The 21,315-nt window shown below is 39.3% G+C and carries 19 protein-coding genes and 2 tRNA genes; 13 read left to right on the top strand and 8 right to left on the bottom strand.

Annotated features, from left to right (window positions below; genetic code table 11):
- Nucleotides 1-4: 4 nt before the first annotated feature.
- From DRF67_RS07455 to DRF67_RS07475, 5 genes are all read right to left on the bottom strand, one after another.
- Nucleotides 5-81: transfer RNA gene (locus DRF67_RS07455), tRNA-Asn, on the bottom strand.
- 254 nt (nucleotides 82-335) lie between these two features.
- Entirely contained in the window at nucleotides 336-1,379 is a 1,044-nt protein-coding gene (locus DRF67_RS07460; protein WP_123912715.1) for a hypothetical protein, read from the bottom strand.
- 197 nt (nucleotides 1,380-1,576) lie between these two features.
- Nucleotides 1,577-1,653: transfer RNA gene (locus DRF67_RS07465), tRNA-Asn, on the bottom strand.
- A gap of 80 nt (nucleotides 1,654-1,733) precedes the next feature.
- On the bottom strand, nucleotides 1,734-3,224 hold the full coding sequence (gene rseP / locus DRF67_RS07470) for an RIP metalloprotease RseP (protein WP_115927677.1): 1,491 nt from the start codon (nucleotides 3,222-3,224) through the stop codon (nucleotides 1,734-1,736).
- 106 nt (nucleotides 3,225-3,330) lie between these two features.
- Nucleotides 3,331-3,771 (bottom strand): DUF6646 family protein, encoded by a 441-nt coding sequence (locus DRF67_RS07475; RefSeq protein WP_115927678.1) that lies wholly within the window; start codon nucleotides 3,769-3,771, stop codon nucleotides 3,331-3,333.
- Nucleotides 3,772-3,972: 201 nt separating this feature from the next.
- Between DRF67_RS07475 and DRF67_RS07480 the strand changes: the two genes are divergently transcribed.
- On the top strand, nucleotides 3,973-4,725 hold the full coding sequence (locus tag DRF67_RS07480) for a nitrilase-related carbon-nitrogen hydrolase (protein WP_115927855.1): 753 nt from the start codon (nucleotides 3,973-3,975) through the stop codon (nucleotides 4,723-4,725).
- Between the two features lie 132 nt (nucleotides 4,726-4,857).
- Here the strand turns inward: DRF67_RS07480 and DRF67_RS07485 are convergent, their stop codons facing one another.
- Genes DRF67_RS07485 through DRF67_RS07495 form a run of 3 tightly spaced genes read right to left on the bottom strand, consistent with a single transcriptional unit; the run spans nucleotide 4,858 to nucleotide 6,960 of the window.
- Complete coding sequence (locus DRF67_RS07485; RefSeq protein ID WP_115927679.1) at nucleotides 4,858-5,157, bottom strand: thioredoxin family protein; 300 nt, start codon at nucleotides 5,155-5,157, stop codon at nucleotides 4,858-4,860.
- 17 nt (nucleotides 5,158-5,174) lie between these two features.
- Nucleotides 5,175-5,546 (bottom strand): rhodanese-like domain-containing protein, encoded by a 372-nt coding sequence (locus DRF67_RS07490; protein ID WP_115927680.1) that lies wholly within the window; start codon nucleotides 5,544-5,546, stop codon nucleotides 5,175-5,177.
- Nucleotides 5,547-5,550: 4 nt separating this feature from the next.
- Nucleotides 5,551-6,960 (bottom strand): MBL fold metallo-hydrolase, encoded by a 1,410-nt coding sequence (locus DRF67_RS07495; protein WP_115927681.1) that lies wholly within the window; start codon nucleotides 6,958-6,960, stop codon nucleotides 5,551-5,553.
- A 346-nt stretch (nucleotides 6,961-7,306) separates the two neighbouring features.
- Between DRF67_RS07495 and DRF67_RS07500 the strand changes: the two genes are divergently transcribed.
- From DRF67_RS07500 to DRF67_RS07550, 12 genes are all read left to right on the top strand, one after another.
- The gene (locus tag DRF67_RS07500) at nucleotides 7,307-8,833 is read left to right on the top strand and encodes a helicase HerA-like domain-containing protein (protein ID WP_115927682.1); all 1,527 of its coding nucleotides are present in this window, start codon (nucleotides 7,307-7,309) and stop codon (nucleotides 8,831-8,833) included.
- 165 nt (nucleotides 8,834-8,998) lie between these two features.
- Nucleotides 8,999-10,222 carry a 3'-5' exonuclease gene (locus DRF67_RS07505; protein ID WP_115927683.1) on the top strand — a complete coding sequence of 408 codons (1,224 nt, stop codon included), beginning with the start codon at nucleotides 8,999-9,001 and terminating at the stop codon, nucleotides 10,220-10,222.
- Nucleotides 10,223-10,482: 260 nt separating this feature from the next.
- The gene (lysA, locus tag DRF67_RS07510; RefSeq protein ID WP_185142076.1) at nucleotides 10,483-11,685 is read left to right on the top strand and encodes a diaminopimelate decarboxylase; all 1,203 of its coding nucleotides are present in this window, start codon (nucleotides 10,483-10,485) and stop codon (nucleotides 11,683-11,685) included.
- Between the two features lie 269 nt (nucleotides 11,686-11,954).
- Entirely contained in the window at nucleotides 11,955-13,688 is a 1,734-nt protein-coding gene (locus tag DRF67_RS07515; RefSeq protein ID WP_115927685.1) for a thiamine pyrophosphate-dependent enzyme, read from the top strand.
- 110 nt (nucleotides 13,689-13,798) lie between these two features.
- Entirely contained in the window at nucleotides 13,799-14,278 is a 480-nt protein-coding gene (locus DRF67_RS07520) for an energy transducer TonB (protein WP_115927686.1), read from the top strand.
- A 1-nt stretch (nucleotide 14,279) separates the two neighbouring features.
- On the top strand, nucleotides 14,280-14,417 hold the full coding sequence (locus tag DRF67_RS21490) for a hypothetical protein (RefSeq protein WP_165851758.1): 138 nt from the start codon (nucleotides 14,280-14,282) through the stop codon (nucleotides 14,415-14,417).
- 170 nt (nucleotides 14,418-14,587) lie between these two features.
- Nucleotides 14,588-16,030 (top strand): tRNA (N6-isopentenyl adenosine(37)-C2)-methylthiotransferase MiaB, encoded by a 1,443-nt coding sequence (gene miaB / locus DRF67_RS07525; RefSeq protein WP_115927687.1) that lies wholly within the window; start codon nucleotides 14,588-14,590, stop codon nucleotides 16,028-16,030.
- Nucleotides 16,031-16,077: 47 nt separating this feature from the next.
- The gene (locus DRF67_RS07530) at nucleotides 16,078-16,551 is read left to right on the top strand and encodes a hypothetical protein (protein ID WP_115927688.1); all 474 of its coding nucleotides are present in this window, start codon (nucleotides 16,078-16,080) and stop codon (nucleotides 16,549-16,551) included.
- The gene (locus DRF67_RS07535; RefSeq protein WP_115927689.1) at nucleotides 16,523-17,320 is read left to right on the top strand and encodes a tetratricopeptide repeat protein; all 798 of its coding nucleotides are present in this window, start codon (nucleotides 16,523-16,525) and stop codon (nucleotides 17,318-17,320) included. Before DRF67_RS07530 ends, DRF67_RS07535 begins: the two co-directional genes overlap by 29 nt.
- A 36-nt stretch (nucleotides 17,321-17,356) precedes the next feature.
- Nucleotides 17,357-18,646, top strand: coding sequence for a sigma-54 interaction domain-containing protein (locus DRF67_RS07540; protein WP_115927690.1), 1,290 nt, complete (start codon nucleotides 17,357-17,359; stop codon nucleotides 18,644-18,646).
- A gap of 55 nt (nucleotides 18,647-18,701) precedes the next feature.
- A complete protein-coding gene (locus DRF67_RS07545; RefSeq protein ID WP_115927691.1) occupies nucleotides 18,702-19,253 on the top strand; it encodes an LptE family protein in 552 nt (183 codons plus the stop codon).
- Nucleotide 19,254: 1 nt separating this feature from the next.
- Nucleotides 19,255-21,312, top strand: a complete 2,058-nt coding sequence (locus DRF67_RS07550; protein ID WP_115927692.1) for a hypothetical protein — start codon at nucleotides 19,255-19,257, stop codon at nucleotides 21,310-21,312.
- The last annotated feature ends 3 nt before the right edge of the window (nucleotides 21,313-21,315 follow it).

A 21,315-nucleotide genomic window follows, 5' to 3' on the forward strand; every position in this document is an offset into this window, starting at 1 on the left:
TTTTTGGCTCCTCCTGCTGGGCTCGAACCAGCGACCCTCTGATTAACAGTCAGATGCTCTAACCAACTGAGCTAAGGAGGAATGTCCTTTGTTTTAAGTGGTGCAAATATAAAAGTAATATTAATATCAGTCAAGTTTTATCGCCTCTTCTCAATCATTTTAAACTAAATGTATTGAAATTCAATAAGAAATATTTTCAATATTTTTTTTGATAAATGAGAATTGCTCCCCAAAATATCAGCAAAGGGGTACTTAGAAAAGCCGAAAGCCTTTCCTTACCATATATAAATGCATCCTTCCAGTAACCGAACTGATGAATCTTTTGAGGCTGCCTCTTACTGTGCATCTAATAGTTTGTAATGTAATACCCTATAAGGAGTGTTGCTGTTATCGTCAAAAAAATTTTCTTTGTATGGGATCTTTAGATGATCTAATAACCGTAACATATTAAAACCTGTTGAGTAAAAATAACGGACAGAACTGCTTTGATACATCCATGGCTTATCTTCCAGCTTAAACGCTTTTAATAGGGATGGATCATAATAGCGGTCGGTTTCAGCAAGTTCTTTGTCGACTGGGATATTTTTGAATGCAAGATAAAGCTGGTACTCTATATATCTCGCGCTGCCTTCCATTTTTTCCATAAATTCTTCCTGGTGGGTAAGGTCAAATTTTTCCTCCTGACTAAATCTTAACAGGCGTTGACTTCGCTTTAACGCATATTGAGCAAAAAGAGCCTTGATTTGGGGCAGTCTATTCTTGCTCAGACATTCCAATAAGAGCTGATTTTCTTGCTCAATACTTTCCCTGAACCAGGGATAGCGCTCATAATAGGATTGCAGTTTGGTGATGCTAAGCGTTATCGAATCGTTGGCGAATCGGATAAATTCCGGATGCCTGAACTGAAAGCCGTGAAAATATTCGTGAAGAATAACAGTTGCCCAGGTCTGGGTATCAGAGACCTCTTCAATATGTTGACGGGTGGACTCAAAATCACTGCAAAGTACAACGGGATACTGGTACCATAGCTTACTGCTGTCCGTGCTTTCGTAAGCGGTGGCCATATGAAATTCATCAGTATCCAGGCGTTGTGTTTCTTCAATGAGCAAACTTCCTTTTTTGTAAGTTTGCTTAGGTGACTTTTTTAAGGTTTTGGAAATAGGACGTCCTGTAATGAATGTGCTTGTAGGAGTGAAAAGGGCAATATCAGCAGCATACTTTTGTGAACTGAATTCCGGCCATGCCTTGTCAACATGCTTTTTAAGACTGTGAAGATATTCGATGCGCCGAACCTCAAGATTGTTGTTTTGGGCATGAAAATATGATGTAAATGTGAATAGAGTGCTAAAGAGCAGTATCCTGAATAATGGTATCTCCATGCCTTTTTTTGCTAATATAATAAAGATATAGTGAATCAAGTGCAAAAGTTGTGGATTAAGGATTCAATTATGGAGGAACAGGTAGGAAAACTAGTAGTGCATATCTTTTTAGCGTCTGGTCCTTTACAATTTTGTCTAATTGCAGTACTGCTAAATAACAGAAATAAAAAAAGACCTACATTTCTGTAAGTCTTTTTTGGCTCCTCCTGCTGGGCTCGAACCAGCGACCCTCTGATTAACAGTCAGATGCTCTAACCAACTGAGCTAAGGAGGAATGTCCTTTGTTTTAAGTGGTGCAAATATAGGACGAATATTTATACCCTACAAATATTTTTTAGAAAATTATCGAAAAAATTATAATTTCCCTGCAAAGATCTTGAAAATATCACTTCCGAAAATCAGTAACATCAAACCTAACAGGAAGATAACTCCAATCATCTGTGCGTTTTCCAGCACCTTTTGCGGCACCGGTTTTCCTACAATTATTTCATATAATGTAAACAATACGTGTCCACCATCAAGTCCCGGGATTGGTATAAGGTTAAGGAAAGCCAACCATACCGAGAACATTGCTGTAAAGCTCCAGAAAGCTGTCCAGTCAATAGAAACATTACCTTTTGCGTCTTTACTCACGGGCATGTTTTTAACAATGGCGATAGGTCCCCCCACATTTTTATATCCCTGGATTTTGGAGTTAAACATGATCTTGAACTGTTTTACCTGTGTAGTCAGTGCATCGATAGATCTTGTAAACCCTCTTGGAATAGCCTCTCCGAACGAATATTTCTTAGTCGTTACAATAGATTTCGCGATACCCTTAGCATCAATAGCTACACCTAGTTTTCCGTTTTTATCTACTGAAACTGAAGGTAAAGTCTGTACAGTGCCATTTCTCTCGACATCTACAGTAATTGTTTTTCCTTTATTTTCACCTAAAAGTGTACTTACCTCATCAAAGAATGCTGCTTTTTTTCCATTGATTCCAATAATTTTATCTCCTTTAGCCAATCCTGAAGACTGGGAAGCCGGAGTGGCTAGCGAGTCAATCACCATTGGAACTCTCGGAGTAATATATAGTCTGGCTTCCTTCTGCTTAAGAACATCTGCAACACCGTCTGCATTTACCGGGAATGTTACTTCCTGACCATTTCTCATTACAGTAACGTTATCGCCCAAAAGGATGTTGATGGATGTGCTTTCTAACCGTTCTGCCGGTTTTCCGTCGACACTGATGACTTTGTCTCCATTCTGAAAGCCCATTTTCTTTCCTGCATCTGTCGCTTCAATTCCATTGTTGAATTTGGTGATGTCGGTATAGGTCTCCCCATTGAAGAATGACAAGCCACTATAGATTAACCATGCCAGAAAAAAGTTCACAGTAACACCTCCCAGCATAATAATCAATCTTTGCCATGCCGGTTTTGATCTGAATTCCCATGGTTCTGCCGGTTTTTTCATTTGAGCAGTGTCCATGCTTTCATCTACCATTCCTGCAATTTTTACATAGCCTCCAAAAGGAAGCCATCCGATGCCGTATTTGGTTTGTTCTGGATGTTTTCTCCAATCACTGTCCGGAAGTTTAGATATATCGATAGGCACTTCTTCTTTCTTTCCATTGACCTCTATCACTTTAGAATCCGGCAGATTTGGGGAGAAAAACTTATATTCCCATTTTCCATTGATTTTTTTCATTGAAAAAATGGAAAACCATGGATCAAAAAACAGGAAAAATTTCTCTGCTCTGGTCTTAAACCATTTTGCCGGTAAAAAGTGCCCTAGCTCATGAAGAAGCACAAGTATAGAGATGCTCAGAATGAACTGAAAGAGTTTGATTGCTATTTCCATTAATAAATTTTAGATTTTAATTTGCAAAGGTAACAATTATCAAAACTATGCCAAACAAAAAAGCCTCCCGATACGAGAAGCTTTGTCATATTTAAAGACGATTTGATCATAAATTGAAAGAAACTCCAAGGCTTCCGTTATTCCCTACCTCAGCAAATACTCCAATTTTTTCAGTGAAAAAGTATCTTGCACCGATATGGGCTCCAATCCCGAAATCTTTTCCCAGAACACCCAGATCGACTCCTGGATAAATATCCCATTTTGCCGGTAGATTCAGAGCTTCCTGTAAATGGAAATTCAGCCTTCCAAAAATGAAAACACGATTATCCTTATCGTTGTCTTTATAATTGCTGAAATAGGCATTCAGACCGGCACCTACCGATATAAGCTTGTTAAGGCCATAATCATAAGTTCCCGTAACTCCTGTTCCGTATCCCCATGCACTCAGACCAAGCTGCACTTTCTGATCTCCCTTTCCTGTCCATGCCTGCGCATTGGCCATGCTTCCGAAAAAGAATATCATCACCATAAAAACCAGTTTCTTCATAAATTTTTTAAATTTTTAGTGATCGTAATAAAAAGTATCTGTATCAAAAATGAAACCGAAAGATATTCATTTCTACAAAAATAAAATACTTTAGTAAAACATTATGAAAATAAGTCGTCAGAGAAAACCTGTTCAGCTGCCGGGTTTTCTTTTTTGCAGATAAAGGTGTATTTTTATATGATAATTTTAAAAAAAGAGAAGATGAAAGTTGTAGGACTTAATTTGGATATCATCTGGAAAAATAAGACTGAGAATTTTAAAATAATTGAGCATGAGCTCCGGGATGTGGAAGCAGATCTGATTGTACTGCCTGAAATGTTTTCCACAGGCTTCTGTATGGATGCTTCTGAAGTCTCTGACCGCCATGATGAATCGCTGGATTTTTTAAAAAAGATCGCTAAAGAAAAAAATGCAGCTCTCTGTGGAAGTGCTCCGGTAGAGCAGAATGAACACTTTTATAACAGGATGTATTTCGTGCAACCGGATGGTGAAACATTATTCTATGACAAAAGGCATTTGTTCTCTTTTTCAGGAGAAGATAAGGTATATACGCCGGGTAAAGACCGGGTGATTGTGGAATACAAAGGGCTGCGATTTCTGCTTCAGGTTTGCTATGATCTACGCTTTCCGGTCTTTGCAAGAAATAATAATGATTATGATGCCGTTTTGTATGTTGCCAACTGGCCTGAGAAGAGGGTGGGTGCCTGGGAGCATCTTCTAAAAGCAAGAGCGATTGAAAATCTGGCTTATGTTTTTGGCTTAAACAGAATAGGGACCGACGGAAATAATCTGTTGTATCAGGAAAGCTCTCACTGCTTCTTTGCGGACGGAACAGAAATCTCTCAAAAACAAGGAAACCTTGTATCTGCAGAATTGAATAGAGATGAATTGAAAGATTTCAGAACCCATTTTCAGTTTTTGAATGACAGAGATTCTTTTTCAATTGAATTTTAGGTTTTTCCCACAGATTTCGCAGATTTTCACAGATGTTTAATTTTTATACAAAAAAATAGGTGCAGTTATCTGTGGAAATTCGTGTGATCTGTGGGGATGTAAAAACAAAAAAAACTGTGAAAAATCACAGTTTTAAGCATATTCTTGTAAAAGTTGTGTGAGGGTATTCACATCATGCACACCACTTTCTTTCCATAACAGTTCTCCTTTTTTGAAAACCGCCAGTGTAGGGACTCCGCGCACTCCATATTGAGCGGCCAGTGCAGGATATTGATCTACATCTACCTTAATGATTCTGGCTCCCTCACCAATATTTTCTTTTACAGTATTTAAAACCGAAGACTGTACTTTACATGGTTGGCACCATGTGGCAAAAAAGTCAATAAGTACCGGTCTGTCAGAATCAATGATTTCCTGAAATTTTTGTGACATAATTGTGGTTTTACAGTTTATTTTTTATCCGTTTCTTCCTGAATGGCTTTTACATTTTTCCAGCTGGTCCCATCGTAAGCCTCCACTCCGTTTTTCTTTAAGATTTCCATTGCCTGGTCTGCCTGTACGCCTTTATTGCAGAAAACAACCACTTTCTTTCCTTTTAGGGATTCCATATTGCTTTTAAGCTCTGCCAAAGGAATATTGACAGCATTCCTTGCAGAACCTGCTGCATATTGTTCGGGGATTCTTACATCTACAAGCATTGTTTCGCTATTGTTGACGGTCTCTCTGATAGAATGTGCAGGAATATCTGCAGTATGCGCCGTTTTACAGGCGTTGATGATCAGCATTGAAGCTAAGAGGCCACCTAAAAGTTTAACTTTCATGGTTTTAAGAAGTTTTAGATTGGCATACAAAATCCGTTGTTGGAAGTTTTTCTGTCTTTTTTATTCCGTTGAAACCGCCTTCTATTTCGGTGAAATTTCTGATACCGTGTGAGTTAAGGATACTTGCGGCAATCATGCTTCTGTATCCTCCTGCACAGTGAAGGAAAAAGTGTTCGGAGTTATCAATTGTACGGGCCCAGTCACTGATAGCATCCAACGGCTTGTTGTAGGCATTATCAATATGTTCTGCTGAATATTCGGTCAGTTTCCTTACATCAATTACTTTAGCCTCTTTTGTAAATTGCTCTGCAAATTCAGCAGGAGAAATTCTTTTGATTTCGTCTGTTTCTTTACCAGCGTTTTTCCATGCGGCGAAACTTCCTTTAAGATAGCCAACCACATGATCAAAACCTACGCGGCTTAATCGGGTAATCACTTCTTCTTCTGTCCCTTCGTCTGCTATCAGTAATAAAGGATGCTTTACATCTACAATAAGAGTTCCTACCCAAGGGGCGAAATCTCCTTTCAGTCCTATATTGATCGAATTTGGAACAAAACCTTTGTGAAAGTCGGCAGCCCCACGGGTATCTAAGATCAATGCGCCGGTTTCTTCTGCCAGAGCTTCAAAATCTTCTGGAGCAACTGGGTGTAACCCTTTATCCATCACAACATCAAGGCTTTCATAGCCTCCTTTGTTCAGGGCTACATTCATTCCGAAATATTTCGGTGGTGCCGTAAGCCCGTCAAGAACTTCTCTGATGAAAGATTCTTTGTCAGGTTGGTTCAATGCATAATTTGTTCTTTTCTGATTTCCTAAAATATCCACGGTCTCTTTCTGCATATTTTTTCCGCATGCCGAACCGGCACCGTGAGCCGGATAAACGGTAAGACTGTCATCTAAAGGCATTATTTTATTCTGAAGACTGTCGTACAGGATGCCGGCAAGATCTTCCTGCGTAAGATCGGTGGCTTTTTGTGCCAGATCCGGTCTCCCAACATCTCCAAGAAATAAAGTGTCTCCTGTGAAAATTGCAGTTTCAGTGCCGTTTTCATCAATCAGAAGGTAAGTGCTGCTTTCCATGGTATGTCCCGGAGTGTGCAGTACTTTTATCTTTACTTTTCCAATGTCAAAGATTTGATGGTCTTCCGCAATGATTGTTTCAAATTCGGGAGCAGCGGTGGGTCCGTAAACAATCGGAGCACCGGTTTTCTTGCTAAGGTCCAGATGTCCTGAAACGAAATCAGCATGGAAATGGGTTTCAAAAATATATTTTAAAGTGACATTGTCTTTCTCCAGACGATCCAGGTAAGGTTTTACCTCTCTCAAAGGATCAATAATAGCCGCTTCATTTTCTGATACAATATAATAGGCTCCCTGAGCCAGACAGCCCGTATATATTTGTTCAATTTTCATTGGGTCTTTTTTTAATGAGTTAAAGATACAAAGTATTAGATGAAATCTAAATGAAATGTTAAATCCCATTGATAGTTTCTTTCAATACTTTGCTAAACGATTGTTTAGTGTTTTTTACTTTGAGCAAAAAGAATGCCTTGCCAAAAATGAATTTGCAATTGCTGTTTTTTATCATGTTTGGTAGCGTGAATAGAGGTTACAGGCGTCATATATAATATCGGATAAGTGGTTTGAAATTTGCAGGTGCTGTTCCAGAGTCCTTTCACAGGATAATGTAAGAAGTTCTGTGGGATATCATTAAATATTTTATAAAAACCTTTATATTTATCAGGTAAAAATCAATCAGATGGCAGATAAAACACAATTTATTGAAGAACTAAATGCAAGATACACTCCTAAGGGAGATCATATTATATTAGGAAAGGGAATGCTGGATGGGGAGGTAGTTCCGGAAGTTAATGTAACCATTCCTCTAAAAACAATCAACCGCCACGGCCTTATTGCCGGTGCCACCGGAACCGGAAAGACCAAAACATTACAGGTCTTTGCAGAGCAGCTTTCACACGCCGGAATTCCCTCTCTTGTGCTGGATATCAAGGGAGACTTCTCCGGAATTGCAGAGGCAGGACAGATGAATGCCATTATTGAAGAGCGGTATGCAAAAACACAGCTTCCTTACAATCCACAAGGATTTCCGGTAGAGCTGATGAGCATTTCCGGAGGAAAAGGGGTAAAGCTAAGAGCAACAGTTACAGAATTCGGACCTGTTTTATTAAGTAAAATTCTTGGGCTTAATGATACCCAGCAAAGCATCATGTCCATTGTTTTCAAATATTGTGATGATAAAGGCTTACCACTGATTGATCTGAACGATTTGAAAAAAGTCCTGCAATATGTAACAGATAACGCTCAGGGAAAAGCAGAACTTGCAGCCAATTACGGATCTATAGCCCCGGCTTCTTTGGGAGCTATCTTAAGATCTATTGTGGCTTTGGAACAGCAGGGAGCGGCCGATTTTTTCGGAGAACTGAGCTTTGACGTTCAGGACCTTCTGGAAACCAGGGACGGAAAAGGAGTGGTCAATATATTAAGAGTATCGGATATTCAGAATAAGCCACAGCTGTTCTCCACATTTATGCTTTCACTTTTTGCTGAAATTTATATGACGTTTCCGGAAGAAGGAGACAGTGGAAAACCGAAAATGGTCCTGTTCATTGATGAGGCTCACCTGATTTTTGATGAAGCTTCGAAGGCACTGCTCTCCCAGATCGAAACCATGGTAAAGCTGATTCGTTCTAAAGGAGTGGGGATCTATTTCATCACACAGATTCCCGGGGATGTCCCTGAAAATGTACTTTCCCAGCTAGGACTGAAAATTCAGCATGCCCTTAGAGGTTTTACAGCAAAAGATAAAAAGGAAATTTCCAAAGCCGTGGAAAACTATCCGACTACGGAATATTATAATGCTTCCAGCCTTATTCAGAATCTGGGAATCGGAGAGGCTTTTGTAACGGCGCTGGACGAAAAAGGAATTCCAACACCGTTGGTACATACCTATCTGATCTCTCCCGAATCGAGAATGGATGTTTTGAATGAAACGGAGATTTCAGAACTAACCGGTAAATCTGCTTTAGTAGCAAAATATGAAAATGCTGTGGATAAAGAATCTGCGTATGAAATTCTGACCAGCAGAATGGAACAGGCGGCACAAAACCCGACAGCTGCTCAAAAGACAAGACCGGTAAAGCAAGAACCTGGAATGTTTGAGCAGGTTTTGCAGAGCAAAGCAGGTCGAACTTTTACGTCTACATTAATGAGAGAAGGAGCGAAAGCAATTCTCGGAATGTTCGGACTGGGAGGAAGAAGAAGATAACTCTGAAGGTAAACTAAAGGAATCTGCTATGCTTTTTTTATTTTTTTTATTATTTTAGCAGGTTATCTTTACCGGCAGAGGAAAATAGGGTTAGATTTTTCGAGCGAAAGTTTCGGGAAAGAAAAAACAAATACAATTAAAAAAACAGCAGTTAACGGGAAATCAATGTATTCAATTATAGATATAGAAAGTAATGGTGCAGGTTATAGACATGAATGCATTATCGATATTGCCATCTACAGGTATGATGGTCAGAAAATTACTGACCAGTTTATATCTCTTGTCAACCCAGAGGGTGATATTACCCCTTTTGTACAAAAACTGACCAGTATCACCCCGAAAATGGTTAAAACGGCTCCTAAATTTCATGAAATAGCCAAGAGGGTCATCGAAATCACACAAAATACAACTCTTGTGGGGCATAATATTGATTTTGATTACAGAATGCTCCGCCAGTCCTTTAAAAGGCTTGGCTATGATTTCAAGATCAATACTTTAGATACAATTCCGTTAGCGAAAAAGCTGATCCCTGATGAGGTTAGCTATTCATTGGGTAAGCTGGTGAAATCACTGGGGATCCCGCTTACCAATCATCACAGGGCTGATGGTGATGCAAGGGCGACACTGGAGCTGTTCAAACTATTGGTGATCAAGGATACTGAAAATGAAATTATTCAGAAACAACATGATGAATCTAATGCGAAAACCTATATCAATAAAATAAAGGAACTCACGCAGGATCTTCCGAATGACAAAGGATTTGTCTATTTTCAGGACGAAGCAGGACGTATTCTTTTCTCCGATTATGTACAGGATATCAATAAATTTTCGAAAAAAGTATTCAATTCAAAATCCCAGAAATGGGAAAGCGTTCAGAAAGGTGTGACGCAGATTAATTTCGAGCTTACAGGTACGGATACCATTGCCAAACTGATTCTTAACTCGAAAAATATTAAAAAGAAAGAGGTTCTGCCTTTCGGGCTTTATTTCAGAAACGGCAAATATATTGTTGAAAAGAATAATCTCAACAAGACGGAAAAACCTGCTTTGAAATTCAGATCTTTTACCCAGGGTACAAAAGCGGTGCAATTTATCAGTGCATTGGAGGAGTTTAAAGATTTTACAGTCCTGAAACAGAAAATAGACTTCAAAAAGAGAAATGAGCTCTGGCTGGGAACAGGAAGGAAATTAGGAGAAAAACTGTTCTTAATTATTGATAATGGAAAGGTGGTTTCGTTTGGTTTTTATGAATTGTTTACGCAGATTCAGACTATGAGCAAGCTGGCAAAACTTAAAATTGATCTACCTATGTCCTCAACTGATTTGAATAACGAATTGCAGCTGGCCCTGCTTCGCGGTGATTTTGAGACTTTACCCTTACCAAAATAAAGGAAAAATATAGAGATTGGGTTGTGATACGCAGGAAGGTGCGTTTCAAATCAATTTTTCTGGAATAAAAAATAAATAGTACTTTTGCAAAAAATAAATAGAAGCAATGCAAAATTTTAAACAAATTAAAACTGGTAAAAAGGGAGCTGTAAAGTTCTCTAAGGTTTGGAATATTTAAAAGACTTGTCTTGCATAAAAAATAATTAATGTGGCAGGCTCTTTTTCGAAGAATCTGCCTTTTTTTATGTTAAAATGAAATTATGAATTCAAAAGAATTATTAAAGATTGCCCAAGAGTTTGGCACACCGGTGTACGTTTATGATGCTGAATCCATCAAAGTTCAATACGAAAAACTTACATCCTCTTTTTTAAAACACACAAAGTTTTTCTATGCGGCAAAGGCGTTGACGAACATCAATATCCTTAAATATGTAAAGAACTTGGGTGCCTCTTTGGATTGTGTATCTATTAATGAAGTTAAACTTGGATTAAAGGCAGGATTTCCGAAGGAAAAGATTTTGTTTACTCCCAATTGTGTTGACTTGGCAGAAATAGAGGAAGCAATGACTTTTGGAGTTCATATAAACATTGATAACATTTCTATTCTTGAGCAATTCGGGAACAAATACGGAAATTCGTACCCGATTTTTGTAAGAATCAATCCACATATTTTTGCCGGAGGAAACTATAAGATTTCAACGGGGCATATCGACAGCAAGTTTGGGATTTCTATCCACCAGCTTCGTCACATTGAAAGAGTGATGAAAAGTACAAACGTTAATGTTGAAGGACTTCACATGCATACCGGAAGTGAAATCAAAGATCCTGAGGTATTCCTTCAGGCTTTGGATATCATGCTGGAGCTTTCAGAGCATTTCCCGAATCTGAAATATCTGGATATGGGAAGCGGCTTCAAAATCCCTTATCAGGATAATGAAGAGGAAACAGACGTGAAAACTCTGGGAAAAAAAGTAGAAAGAGTCTTGGGAGAATTCTCAAAATCGACAGGAAGAAAATTTGAACTATGGTTCGAACCTGGAAAATTCCTCGTAGGGAAAAGCGGCTATTTGTTGGTGAAAGCCAATGTGATTAAGCAGACAACCGCAACAGTTTTTGTAGGGGTAAACTCTGGTTTCAACCATCTGATCCGTCCGATGTTCTACGATTCTTATCACATGATTGAAAACTTGTCCAATCCGAAAGGAGCGGAGAGAATTTATACTGTAGTGGGGAATATATGTGAAACGGATACGTTTGCATGGGACAGAAAGCTGAATGAAGTAAGAGAGGGTGATATCCTGGCCTTCCATAATGCAGGAGCTTATGGTTTTGAAATGAGTTCAAACTTCAACTCCAGATTAAAACCTGCAGAAGTTTTATTCCTGGATGGAAAAGCTCACCTGATCCGTAAGAGAGACGAATTTGAAGATCTTCTGCGAAATCAGATCGAAGTCATCAACTAATCAGAGATAAAGTATCAATAAGCAGCCGCCTTTTGGGTGGCTGTTTTGTTTCAGTGATGAAGATACTGCAGATTCAGAATTAAAATAAAGGAGAATTTTGTTGCTAAACCAAACAGGTTTTCAAAACCTTTTAGGTTTAATCATTATAAAATAACAGATTTTTAACATTGAAATCCTAGGAAGGGTTCAGTTTAATTAGTTAATTTTGATAGAAAGACAGCTTTTGAACACTGTTGTCTGATCCTAAATAAATATCAAATCAATTAATTATGGCCCAAAATATAGCAGAGCAGATTGTTGAGATGCTCGAAAATGCCGATGTGAAAAGAATTTATGCAGTAACAGGAGATAGTCTTAATCATCTTAATATTGCAGTTAAAAAGAGCAGTATAGAATGGATTCATGTGCGACACGAGGAGGTGGGAGCTTATGCCGCTGCAGCGGAAGCCGAACTGGATGGTCTTGCAGTATGTGCAGGTAGTTGTGGTCCTGGTCACGTTCATCTTATCAATGGAGTGTATGAAGCACACCGGTCACACGTACCCATGCTGGTTATTGCTTCTACCATCCCTAGTGATGAAATGGGTATGGATTACTTTCAGGAAACAAATACGATAAAGCTGTTTGATGACTGCAGCTATTACAATCAAATGATTACACGTCCTGAACAGGTACAGCGAACGGTACAGACTGCTATTCAGCATGCGATTTCTAAAAAAGGAGTTGCGGTCATCGGGCTGCCGGGAGATGTTTCTGAGTTGGATGCTGAAGAAACAACCACATCCACTCAGATCTTTAAAACGAATCCAGTTATCCGGCCTTCGGATGATGAGCTCGAAAAACTGGCGACGCTGATTAACGACAGTAAGAAGGTAACCCTGTATTGCGGAATCGGAGCAGCAGCAGCCAGTGCGGAAATTATAGAGCTCTCCAGACATCTTAAAGCACCTGTAGGATATTCTTTCCGTGGGAAAATGGCTATTCAGCCCAACAACCCTAATGAAGTGGGCCTTACAGGCTTACTGGGTCTTCCGTCGGCATACCATGCAATGCACGAGGCTGATCTGGTTATCCTTCTGGGAACAGATTTTCCGTATCAGAAATTCATGCCTGTAAAAAATAAAATCGTACAGATTGATGAAGGTCCGGAACGGCTTGGAAGAAGAGCCCGGCTGGAACTGGGGCTGGCAGGAGATGTCAGGGAGACCGTGAAGGCAGTATTACCTCTGCTCAGGGAAAAAACGGATATACACTTTCTGAATGAACAACTGGAATTTTATGGAAAGGTGAAGGAAAATCAACTCGAATATGTAAAAGATTTTGGTAAGGAAAATGCAATTCAGCCCGAATATGTAGCCCATACCTTAGACCGGCTAGCTAAAAAAGATGCGATCTTCACTGTGGATACGGGAATGTGTTGCGTATGGGGAGCCAGGTTTATTACCGGAACCGGAGAAAGGAAAATGTTGGGTTCATTTAATCACGGTTCAATGGCTAATGCGATGCCAATGGCTATAGGAGCTTCTCTTGCACACCCCGAAAAGCAGGTTATTGCGATGTGTGGTGACGGTGGGTTGTCTATGCTTTTGGGTGATATGGCTACAATCTTTCAGTATAAGCTTCCTGTAAAGCTGATCGTGTTCAACAACAGAACGCTGGGAATGGTGAAGCTGGAAATGGAAGTGGGAGGAATGCCGGATAATGAGACTGATCTTATCAATCCGGATTTTGCAATGGTTGCCCAGGCCATGGGGTATCCTGGGAAAAATGTGCACCGGCCTGAAGAAGTGGAAAGCGCTATAAGAGAATGTCTGGATTATAACGGACCTTATCTTCTGAATATATTTACGAATCCAAACGCACTGGCTCTTCCTCCGAAAATCGAATTTGATCAGGTATTGGGAATGACTAAATCTATGGCTCAGCTGATGCTTGGCGGAAAAATGGATGAGGTTCTTGATACAGTAAAAACCAATTATAAACATATCAAAGGACTGCTGTGATCACAGAATAGAATGTACTATAATACAGGCAAAACTTCACAATACGTGAAGTTTTTCTGTTTGAAAAGCCTGGTAAATATTTACCTTTGCTTATTCAATACGATCAAATTATGAAAACTGTACTTTTGCTTTTGGCTTTTTTTGCTGCTCATTTTTCATTGGCACAAGACCTTGAAGACAGGGATGATTCATTTTTAGCAGAAAATAATAAAAACCTTTTTAAAATAGATATTAAAGAGCCTTTTATGCAGGTGGCGGTAAAATGCGATGACTTCAAACCTGCCGCTTTTGAAGGTGGAGCTGCGGCATACAGAGAGCTGTTGGGTAAATTTATGTACACCTACCTGAATGCTGATTTTTATACTTTGAGTGGAGACTTTACCTTCACCCTGACCATCGATGCAACAGGAAAAATAATCAATATTGTAGGTATTCCAAAAGTGTTGAACAGTGAAGTTTTTTTTGATGATATGAAATATGTAGTGAGGAGAATCAAGAAAGACTGGACCCCGGCGACATGTAACGGACAACCGGTGAAATCGGAAATGAGACTCAGAATGAATTTCTCTTCCTTATCCGTAGATATGTAATGTGGACCGTGTATTAATTATTAAAGAAGATATCGTAGCAGAACTTTCTGCAGTAAAGGGAGGTTGGTTTCCTTCTACTTTCAACGGAATCCCTACAATCATGAAGGTACGTGTCCCATTGACCGTGGACTCTGATTAATCTCACGAAGCAAATATGATATTATACTTTTTTTAAACAGGTTTCAGAGATCCGGGCAATAGTCCTGCCATTCTGTCACAATATTTTGTATCTTTGCAGACTTATCTGTTCGTAATTTATATTCAGAAATTAAACCTGAAATGTAGGCTGCGGACCTTAAATTGACTATTGTGCAGGAAAAATATATAGACGAAACAAAACAGGGAGAAGCTTTTGCTATTGCTGAAAGGCCTGAGAATTCTAAAAAACTTTTTTTAGAAAGCTATGGCTGTCAGATGAATTTCTCTGATTCTGAAATTGTTGCATCCATTCTTAACGAACAAGGGTATAATACAACAATGAAGGTGGAAGAAGCAGACCTGATCCTGTTAAATACCTGTTCCATCCGGGAAAAAGCTGAGCAAACTGTTAGAATGCGGCTTTCTCAGTTTAAAAATCTTAAGAAGGAAAAGCCGAACATGACGGTAGGAGTTCTGGGTTGCATGGCGGAAAGACTGAAAACTAAATTTCTGGAAGAAGAACAGCTTGTTGATCTTGTGGTGGGACCGGATGCTTACAGAGATTTACCCAACCTTCTGAAGGAGACGGATGATGGTAGGGATGCCATTAATGTTATTCTTTCTAAAGAAGAAACCTATGCTGATATTAATCCTGTACGTTTGGGTGGAAACGGCGTTACTGCTTTTGTTACCATTACAAGAGGCTGTGATAATATGTGTACTTTCTGCGTCGTTCCATTCACCAGAGGAAGAGAAAGAAGCCGCGATCCGCACTCTATTATAGAAGAATGTAAAGACCTTGCCAAGAATGGTTATAAAGAAATTACCCTTTTAGGGCAAAACGTTGACTCTTACCTTTGGTATGGAGGAGGCCCTAAAAAAGACTTTGCCAAGGCTTCTGAAATGCAAAAAGCTACGGCAGTTAATTTTGCACAACTGCTGGATGTAGTCGCTAAGGCAGTTCCTGAACTGAGAATAAGGTTTTCTACTTCAAATCCTCAGGATATGAGCCTGGATGTATTCAGAATGATGGCCAAACATGACAACATCTGTAAATATGTACATCTTCCTGTACAAAGCGGAAGCAACAATATGCTGGAAGCGATGAACAGGCAACATACTCGTGAAGAATATCTTGAGCTGATCAAAAAAGCTAAGGAAATCGTTCCTGAAGTAGCTTTCTCCCAGGACATGATTGTCGGTTTCTGCAATGAATCAGAAGAAGACCACCAGGATACATTAAGTCTGATGAGAGAAGTAGAGTATGATTACGGATATATGTTTGCTTATTCTGAAAGACCCGGTACACCAGCTCATAAAAAAATGCAAGATAATATTCCTGCCGATGTGAAGCAGAGACGTCTCGCAGAAGTAATTGCGCTGCAGGGTGAACTGTCCAGAAAAAGAATGAAATCGTATGTGGGAAGAATACACCGCATTTTAATTGAAGGAACTTCCAGAAAGAACGAAAACCAATGGAAGGGGAGAAATTCTCAGAATGCAGTATGTGTCTTTGATAAACTTGAAGGACAGAAAATAGGTGACATTGTGAGCGTTTTTGTTGATGACAATACCCAAGGCACACTTTTAGGGAGAACAGCTGAATTAAATTAAGCTGGGTGAAAACGTTTTATCTTTTTTTCCTGTTTACCTGCGTTTTGATGTCATGCCAGACAGAAAAAAGGCTAAGCAGATATTCTGATACCGTAGGAGATATTCAGTTTGATGAAAAACTGGATGACCCTGATTTCCAAAAATGTGGAGCTGCTAAGGATACTCCTTTTAGTTTTCAGTATTACCAGGGCGTCCGGGGATTTAATTACAAAGGAGAAAAGATTGAAATTGTTGAAAAGCTTGGAAAAGAAAATATATATTCTGAAAAGAATGTAAACGGCTATATTACCGTCAGATTTTTAGTAAATTGTGAAGGGAAAACAGGCTTGTTCAGGCTGCAACCTATGAGCCCGGATCTGAAAGATACGGTTTTGGATGTGGAGTTGGAAGATAAACTCCTGAAGTTCACAAAATCACTGAATGGCTGGATGCCGAATGAAATAAAAGGTTTTAAAGTAGATTATTATCAGTATTTAACCTATAAAATTGAAAATGGAAAAGTTTCAGAGGTATTACCTTAGCTTTTTGTTACTTATCGTTTATACCAATACTATTGCACAGGTCAACTGTAATGCAGTAGAGGGAGAGGATTGCAAAAAAGCTTGTGAGTTGTACAACTGGGCTTCGGACCTGCAGGGCTCCAGAGAGTCTCAGGAAGGGTTTGATAAAGCTATTGAGCTCTGTCCGGGTTTCTCCAATGCTTATATGGAGAAAGCGGTTCCTTATCTCAAAAACGGAGATTTTGTAACCTGGAAAACTTTAATTGATAAGGCTGTTGCTGCAGATCCCAGAATGCATCTCGGATATAGAGGATGGTGCAAATTCGAGTTTTTGAGGGACTATAAAGGATCCATCCTGGATCTGGAGGAATTAAGAAAATATTATCCTGAAGATTTAGGAAGATCCTTAAACGGAGATTATCACCTGGATGTTGTAAGAGCTATGTCTTACAGCGCATTGGGACAGAAAGAAAAGGCTACGAAAATTATTGAAACCCTTCTGGTAACCAGAGGATATGTAAAAGGACTTTACGATCATTATCAGCTGGGAGTTACCTATTTTGAGCTGGGCAAATATGATAAAGCCCTTGAAAATTTTGAAAAACAAAGCAAAGAATACGACTTTGCCGACAATATATACTTTAAAAGTAAAGTTTCTAAGATCAGAAACAAAGATTATTTGGATTTAAAAATGTTAGCATTGAAAACCTACGATGAAGGCAAACACATGAAGGATGTTTACACTCATCATTTTAATAAGGTTTACAGAAAGCAAATGGAAAAGCTGTAGACCATTAACATTAGATCAATAATCAAAAATTTACTTATGAGCAACGAGTTACAAAACATAAAAAATCGCTTTGGAATTATCGGAAACTTTCCGGCCCTCAACAGGGCATTGGAAAAATCAATCCAGGTAGCCCCTACCGATATTTCTGTACTGGTGATTGGAGAAAGTGGGGTGGGAAAAGAATTTATCCCGAAAATCATCCATTCGGAATCCCGAAGAAAACATCAGCCCTATATTGTCGTCAACTGTGGAGCTATTCCCGAAGGAACGATAGACTCCGAACTGTTCGGGCACGAAAAAGGAGCCTTTACAGGAGCCACAGCAACCCGAAAAGGGTATTTTGAAGTGGCAGACGGTGGAACTATTTTTCTGGATGAGGTGGGAGAGCTTCCGTTACAGACACAGGTACGTCTTTTAAGAGTGCTGGAAAGTGGCGAATTTATGAAGGTAGGTTCTTCACAGGTCCAGAAAACCAATGTGAGAATTGTGGCGGCAACCAATGTCAATATGATGAAAGCTATTCATGACGGAAGATTCAGGGAAGACTTATATTACCGTTTGAATACCGTTCAGATTGATATGCCTCCTTTGAGAGAAAGAAAGGGCGATATCCACTTGCTGTTTAGAAAATTCGCGATAGACTTTGCCGAAAAATATAGAATGCCTGAGCTTGAACTTGAGTCAAGTGCCGTGCATTATATTGAAAACTATTCTTTCCCCGGGAATGTCCGCCAGCTGAGAAACCTGGTTGAGCAAATGACCGTTGTGGAAAGAAACAGAAACGTTACCGCAGAAAAGCTTGCAGAATATATTCCTATGGAAACCCACCTTCCTATGGTGGTCAATACCCAGAATACACCCAAGCAGAGTGATTTTGGAAGCGAAAGAGAAATTATGTACAAAATTCTCTTTGATATGAGGAATGATATTAATGATTTAAAATCCTTAACTTCGGAACTGATCAAGAACAGAGGTGCCGGTGATCTCAGCAGTCATGAAAAAAATCTGATCAACAGAATTTACACTCCTGAAAGCCAGCCGCAGGTAAACTCAGGTTCCCTGCTGTATTTTGAAAATAATAATGAAGTGCCTGCCGTTCAGACTCCAACGATTATTTCTAATTCTGATGACCGTTATGAAGATTTTGAAGACATTGAGGTAGAAGAAAACAGACCGGAATCTCTTTCTCTTCAGAATAATGAAAAAGATTTGATTATCAAAGCTTTGGAAAAGCATAAAGGCCGCAGAAACAGAGCAGCGGATGAGCTGGGAATATCACAGCGAACTTTGTACAGAAAAATAAAACAATATAATCTGGAAGATTAGAATCCGGATCTTCCACAGAAGATGTGGGGATGTAATCCTATGAAATACATAAAAAATGAATTGTAAGATCAAAAATATTAGTCTGAAACAGCCATTATGGGTAGGAGTGCTTTTTATCCTGCTGGGAGTATTACACTCGTGCTACAGCTTTACCGGATCATCACTTACCGATGAAAAAACGGTTCAGATTAATGAGTTCCCAAACAATGCTGCTCTGGTAAACCCTGCCCTGTCGCAGCAGTTTTCAACAGACATACAGAACAGATTTCTACAAAGAACTACACTGAAGGGAACTAAAGAAAATCCTGATATTCTGATAGAAGGAGAAATCACAGATTACAGCATTACTCCTACTACAATCAGCTCCAATACACAGACTAACCCATCAGGAGGTGTGATACAGCAGGCCCAGAACAAACTTACCATTACTGTGAAGGTACATTATGAAAATAAGATACATCCGGATTCAAGTTTTGACAGGACCTATAGTGACGAAGCTGCTTTTAACAGCAACCTATCACAAAGTGACATCGAAAGCTCACAAGTGAAAATTGTAACCGAGAGAATTATTAATAAGATATTTAACGATATTGTAGCGAATTGGTAAGATGAATCCAAGAGTTTTAGAATTAATAAAAGATCCGAAGAATATTAAGGTAGAAGACCTCAGTCTTTTACAGGAAGAGATTCAGACTTTTCCTTATATCCAGAATATAAGGGCACTTCATCTGTATGGGGTACACCTGTATCAGAAAGAGAATTATCAGAAAGAGCTTTCTACGACTGCAGCTTATACTACTGATAAAAAGATTCTTTACCAGCTGATTAACGGAAAGATCAGACAGGAAACAAAGCCTGTGATTGCTGAGAATAAAGAAACGCCGGCAAAAGCTGCGGAAAAAACAATTCTCCATCCATATAAAGGAAAAGGGTTCCCAATCAGAAGAGAGGAAGGACAACTATCTCCTTCTGAAAAAACTAACGAAGACATGCCGGAAAGCTGTTCTTTGCTCCCATCTCAGGATAGTACTCCTATTTACGTGAATGGCGAAAGGAACAGAATCCTCTTTGAAGGGGAAGAAAATTTCCTTGAAGAACACAATGCTGAAACCATCGACCTGGAATCTACAATGGAGTCAGGGACCCTGGTTGTCCAAAAGTCTGAACCTGCAATACAACCTGCTCAGGAAGATACAGAACCGGTATATTCTGAAGAAAATGAAAATACAGGAGAGAATTTTACTCCTGAAACTGTTATTGATGAAGAGCAAATCTCTTCAGAAGAACAAGAGGAAAAAATTACTGACGAAGAAAATATAAGTTTCCAGGAAACAGAACCTTTCCTGCCGGAAGTTAATATAGAAGTAGAAGAGAACGTAGGTGAAACGCCGGATGATCCTGCAAAATCTGTTGAAAATCAAGTTTCTGAGTCTGCTGAAGAACATGCCGCTGAACATTCCGATGCAGAAGTAAGTTTCCATGGAATGGAAGCGTTTTTACCGGAAATAAAGATTCAGGCGAATAGTGAAGACCTTACCCAGGAAGCAGAAATTTCCCAACCTCATGTAAATAAGCATGAAGAAGAAATGAGACGTCTTATTGAGGAGGTTGAGAAAAAAATGAAGGCTAAAGGGGCTCCGCAAGAAGAAAAAGAAGAACCGGAGGTCATTGATGATCATAAAATTAGTTTTGCAGAGACCCAAAACTTCCATTTCTGGTCTACCGGTCAGGAATCTGAGCCCGGAAATGTAAAAGAAGAAGCAATACAGGAAAAGGAAATACAGATAGATGATCCTGTAAATGAAGAAGCAACAAAAGAAGAGATCAGCGAAGAGGTAGTGGAAGAAAAAGCTCCTGAAGAACAGGGAGCCTGGAAGCCCATGAGTGTTGAATCTCATAAACCGGATTCTCTCATCAGCAAATCATCTCAAACTCCTGTATCTGAAACGAAGGTTCCCGTACAGAAGGAAAGCCTTGTGGCTCCGGAAAAAAAGGACTCCGAAATGAATAATTCAGAACCTGCTGACGGACCTGAAAATGCTCATGTAGAAGAATCTCCAAACAATATTGCAGTTGCTGAAGTTGAACATAATGAAATGGAAGAAGACCAACCGGAGCAAAATCCAGATGAGCATACATCCGCCTCTGAGCCTGCAACAACAAAAGACGAAGAAGTTCCGGTAATGAATGTTTCATTCTTTGGTTCAGATATTTCAACCCTGAAGGTTGAAGAAAAGCAGAAAGAGAGTAAAGAAGAACCTGTAGATATAGAAACAGTACAGGAGGTCACCATGAAGAATACGCAATCCCCGGCGGACAGTAACGTCCCAGGCTTTATCAATACCTGGCAAAGCTGGCTTAAAATCGACAGGACAGAAGAAGTTGAAAAGGAAAAATCCGAAATTAAAGAAAAGGCAATTGAAACCTTTATCGAAAAAAATCCAAGAATCAGTCAACTGAAGGAAGAAAGTTCCTATGTCGTGAAAGAAAAGAATGACGACATTTCACACCTGATGACCGAGACGCTGGCCAATCTTTATTTCGAACAGAAACTCTATACTAAAGCCATTAAGGCATTTGAAATACTGAGTAGGAAAAATCCTGAAAAGAAAGAATACTTTGAATCCAGAATTCAGGAAATAAAAGATTTCAGAAGTAAAAACTAAAAA

It is taken from the genome of Chryseobacterium pennipullorum, assembly GCF_003384725.1.
Taxonomy (GTDB): domain Bacteria; phylum Bacteroidota; class Bacteroidia; order Flavobacteriales; family Weeksellaceae; genus Chryseobacterium; species Chryseobacterium pennipullorum.

Excerpts from the sequence above, each read along its gene's own strand:
- DRF67_RS07460 (WP_123912715.1), bottom strand. The coding sequence starts at position 1,379 with ATGGAGATACCATTATTCAGGATACTGCTCTTTAGCACTCTATTCACA.
- rseP (WP_115927677.1), bottom strand. The coding sequence starts at position 3,224 with ATGGAAATAGCAATCAAACTCTTTCAGTTCATTCTGAGCATCTCTATA.
- DRF67_RS07475 (WP_115927678.1), bottom strand. The coding sequence starts at position 3,771 with ATGAAGAAACTGGTTTTTATGGTGATGATATTCTTTTTCGGAAGCATG.
- DRF67_RS07480 (WP_115927855.1), top strand. The coding sequence starts at position 3,973 with ATGAAAGTTGTAGGACTTAATTTGGATATCATCTGGAAAAATAAGACT.
- DRF67_RS07485 (WP_115927679.1), bottom strand. The coding sequence starts at position 5,157 with ATGTCACAAAAATTTCAGGAAATCATTGATTCTGACAGACCGGTACTT.
- DRF67_RS07490 (WP_115927680.1), bottom strand. The coding sequence starts at position 5,546 with ATGAAAGTTAAACTTTTAGGTGGCCTCTTAGCTTCAATGCTGATCATC.
- DRF67_RS07495 (WP_115927681.1), bottom strand. The coding sequence starts at position 6,960 with ATGAAAATTGAACAAATATATACGGGCTGTCTGGCTCAGGGAGCCTAT.
- DRF67_RS07500 (WP_115927682.1), top strand. The coding sequence starts at position 7,307 with ATGGCAGATAAAACACAATTTATTGAAGAACTAAATGCAAGATACACT.
- DRF67_RS07505 (WP_115927683.1), top strand. The coding sequence starts at position 8,999 with ATGTATTCAATTATAGATATAGAAAGTAATGGTGCAGGTTATAGACAT.
- lysA (WP_185142076.1), top strand. The coding sequence starts at position 10,483 with ATGAATTCAAAAGAATTATTAAAGATTGCCCAAGAGTTTGGCACACCG.
- DRF67_RS07515 (WP_115927685.1), top strand. The coding sequence starts at position 11,955 with ATGGCCCAAAATATAGCAGAGCAGATTGTTGAGATGCTCGAAAATGCC.
- DRF67_RS07520 (WP_115927686.1), top strand. The coding sequence starts at position 13,799 with ATGAAAACTGTACTTTTGCTTTTGGCTTTTTTTGCTGCTCATTTTTCA.
- DRF67_RS07530 (WP_115927688.1), top strand. The coding sequence starts at position 16,078 with ATGTCATGCCAGACAGAAAAAAGGCTAAGCAGATATTCTGATACCGTA.
- DRF67_RS07535 (WP_115927689.1), top strand. The coding sequence starts at position 16,523 with ATGGAAAAGTTTCAGAGGTATTACCTTAGCTTTTTGTTACTTATCGTT.
- DRF67_RS07540 (WP_115927690.1), top strand. The coding sequence starts at position 17,357 with ATGAGCAACGAGTTACAAAACATAAAAAATCGCTTTGGAATTATCGGA.
- DRF67_RS07545 (WP_115927691.1), top strand. The coding sequence starts at position 18,702 with ATGAATTGTAAGATCAAAAATATTAGTCTGAAACAGCCATTATGGGTA.
- DRF67_RS07550 (WP_115927692.1), top strand. The coding sequence starts at position 19,255 with ATGAATCCAAGAGTTTTAGAATTAATAAAAGATCCGAAGAATATTAAG.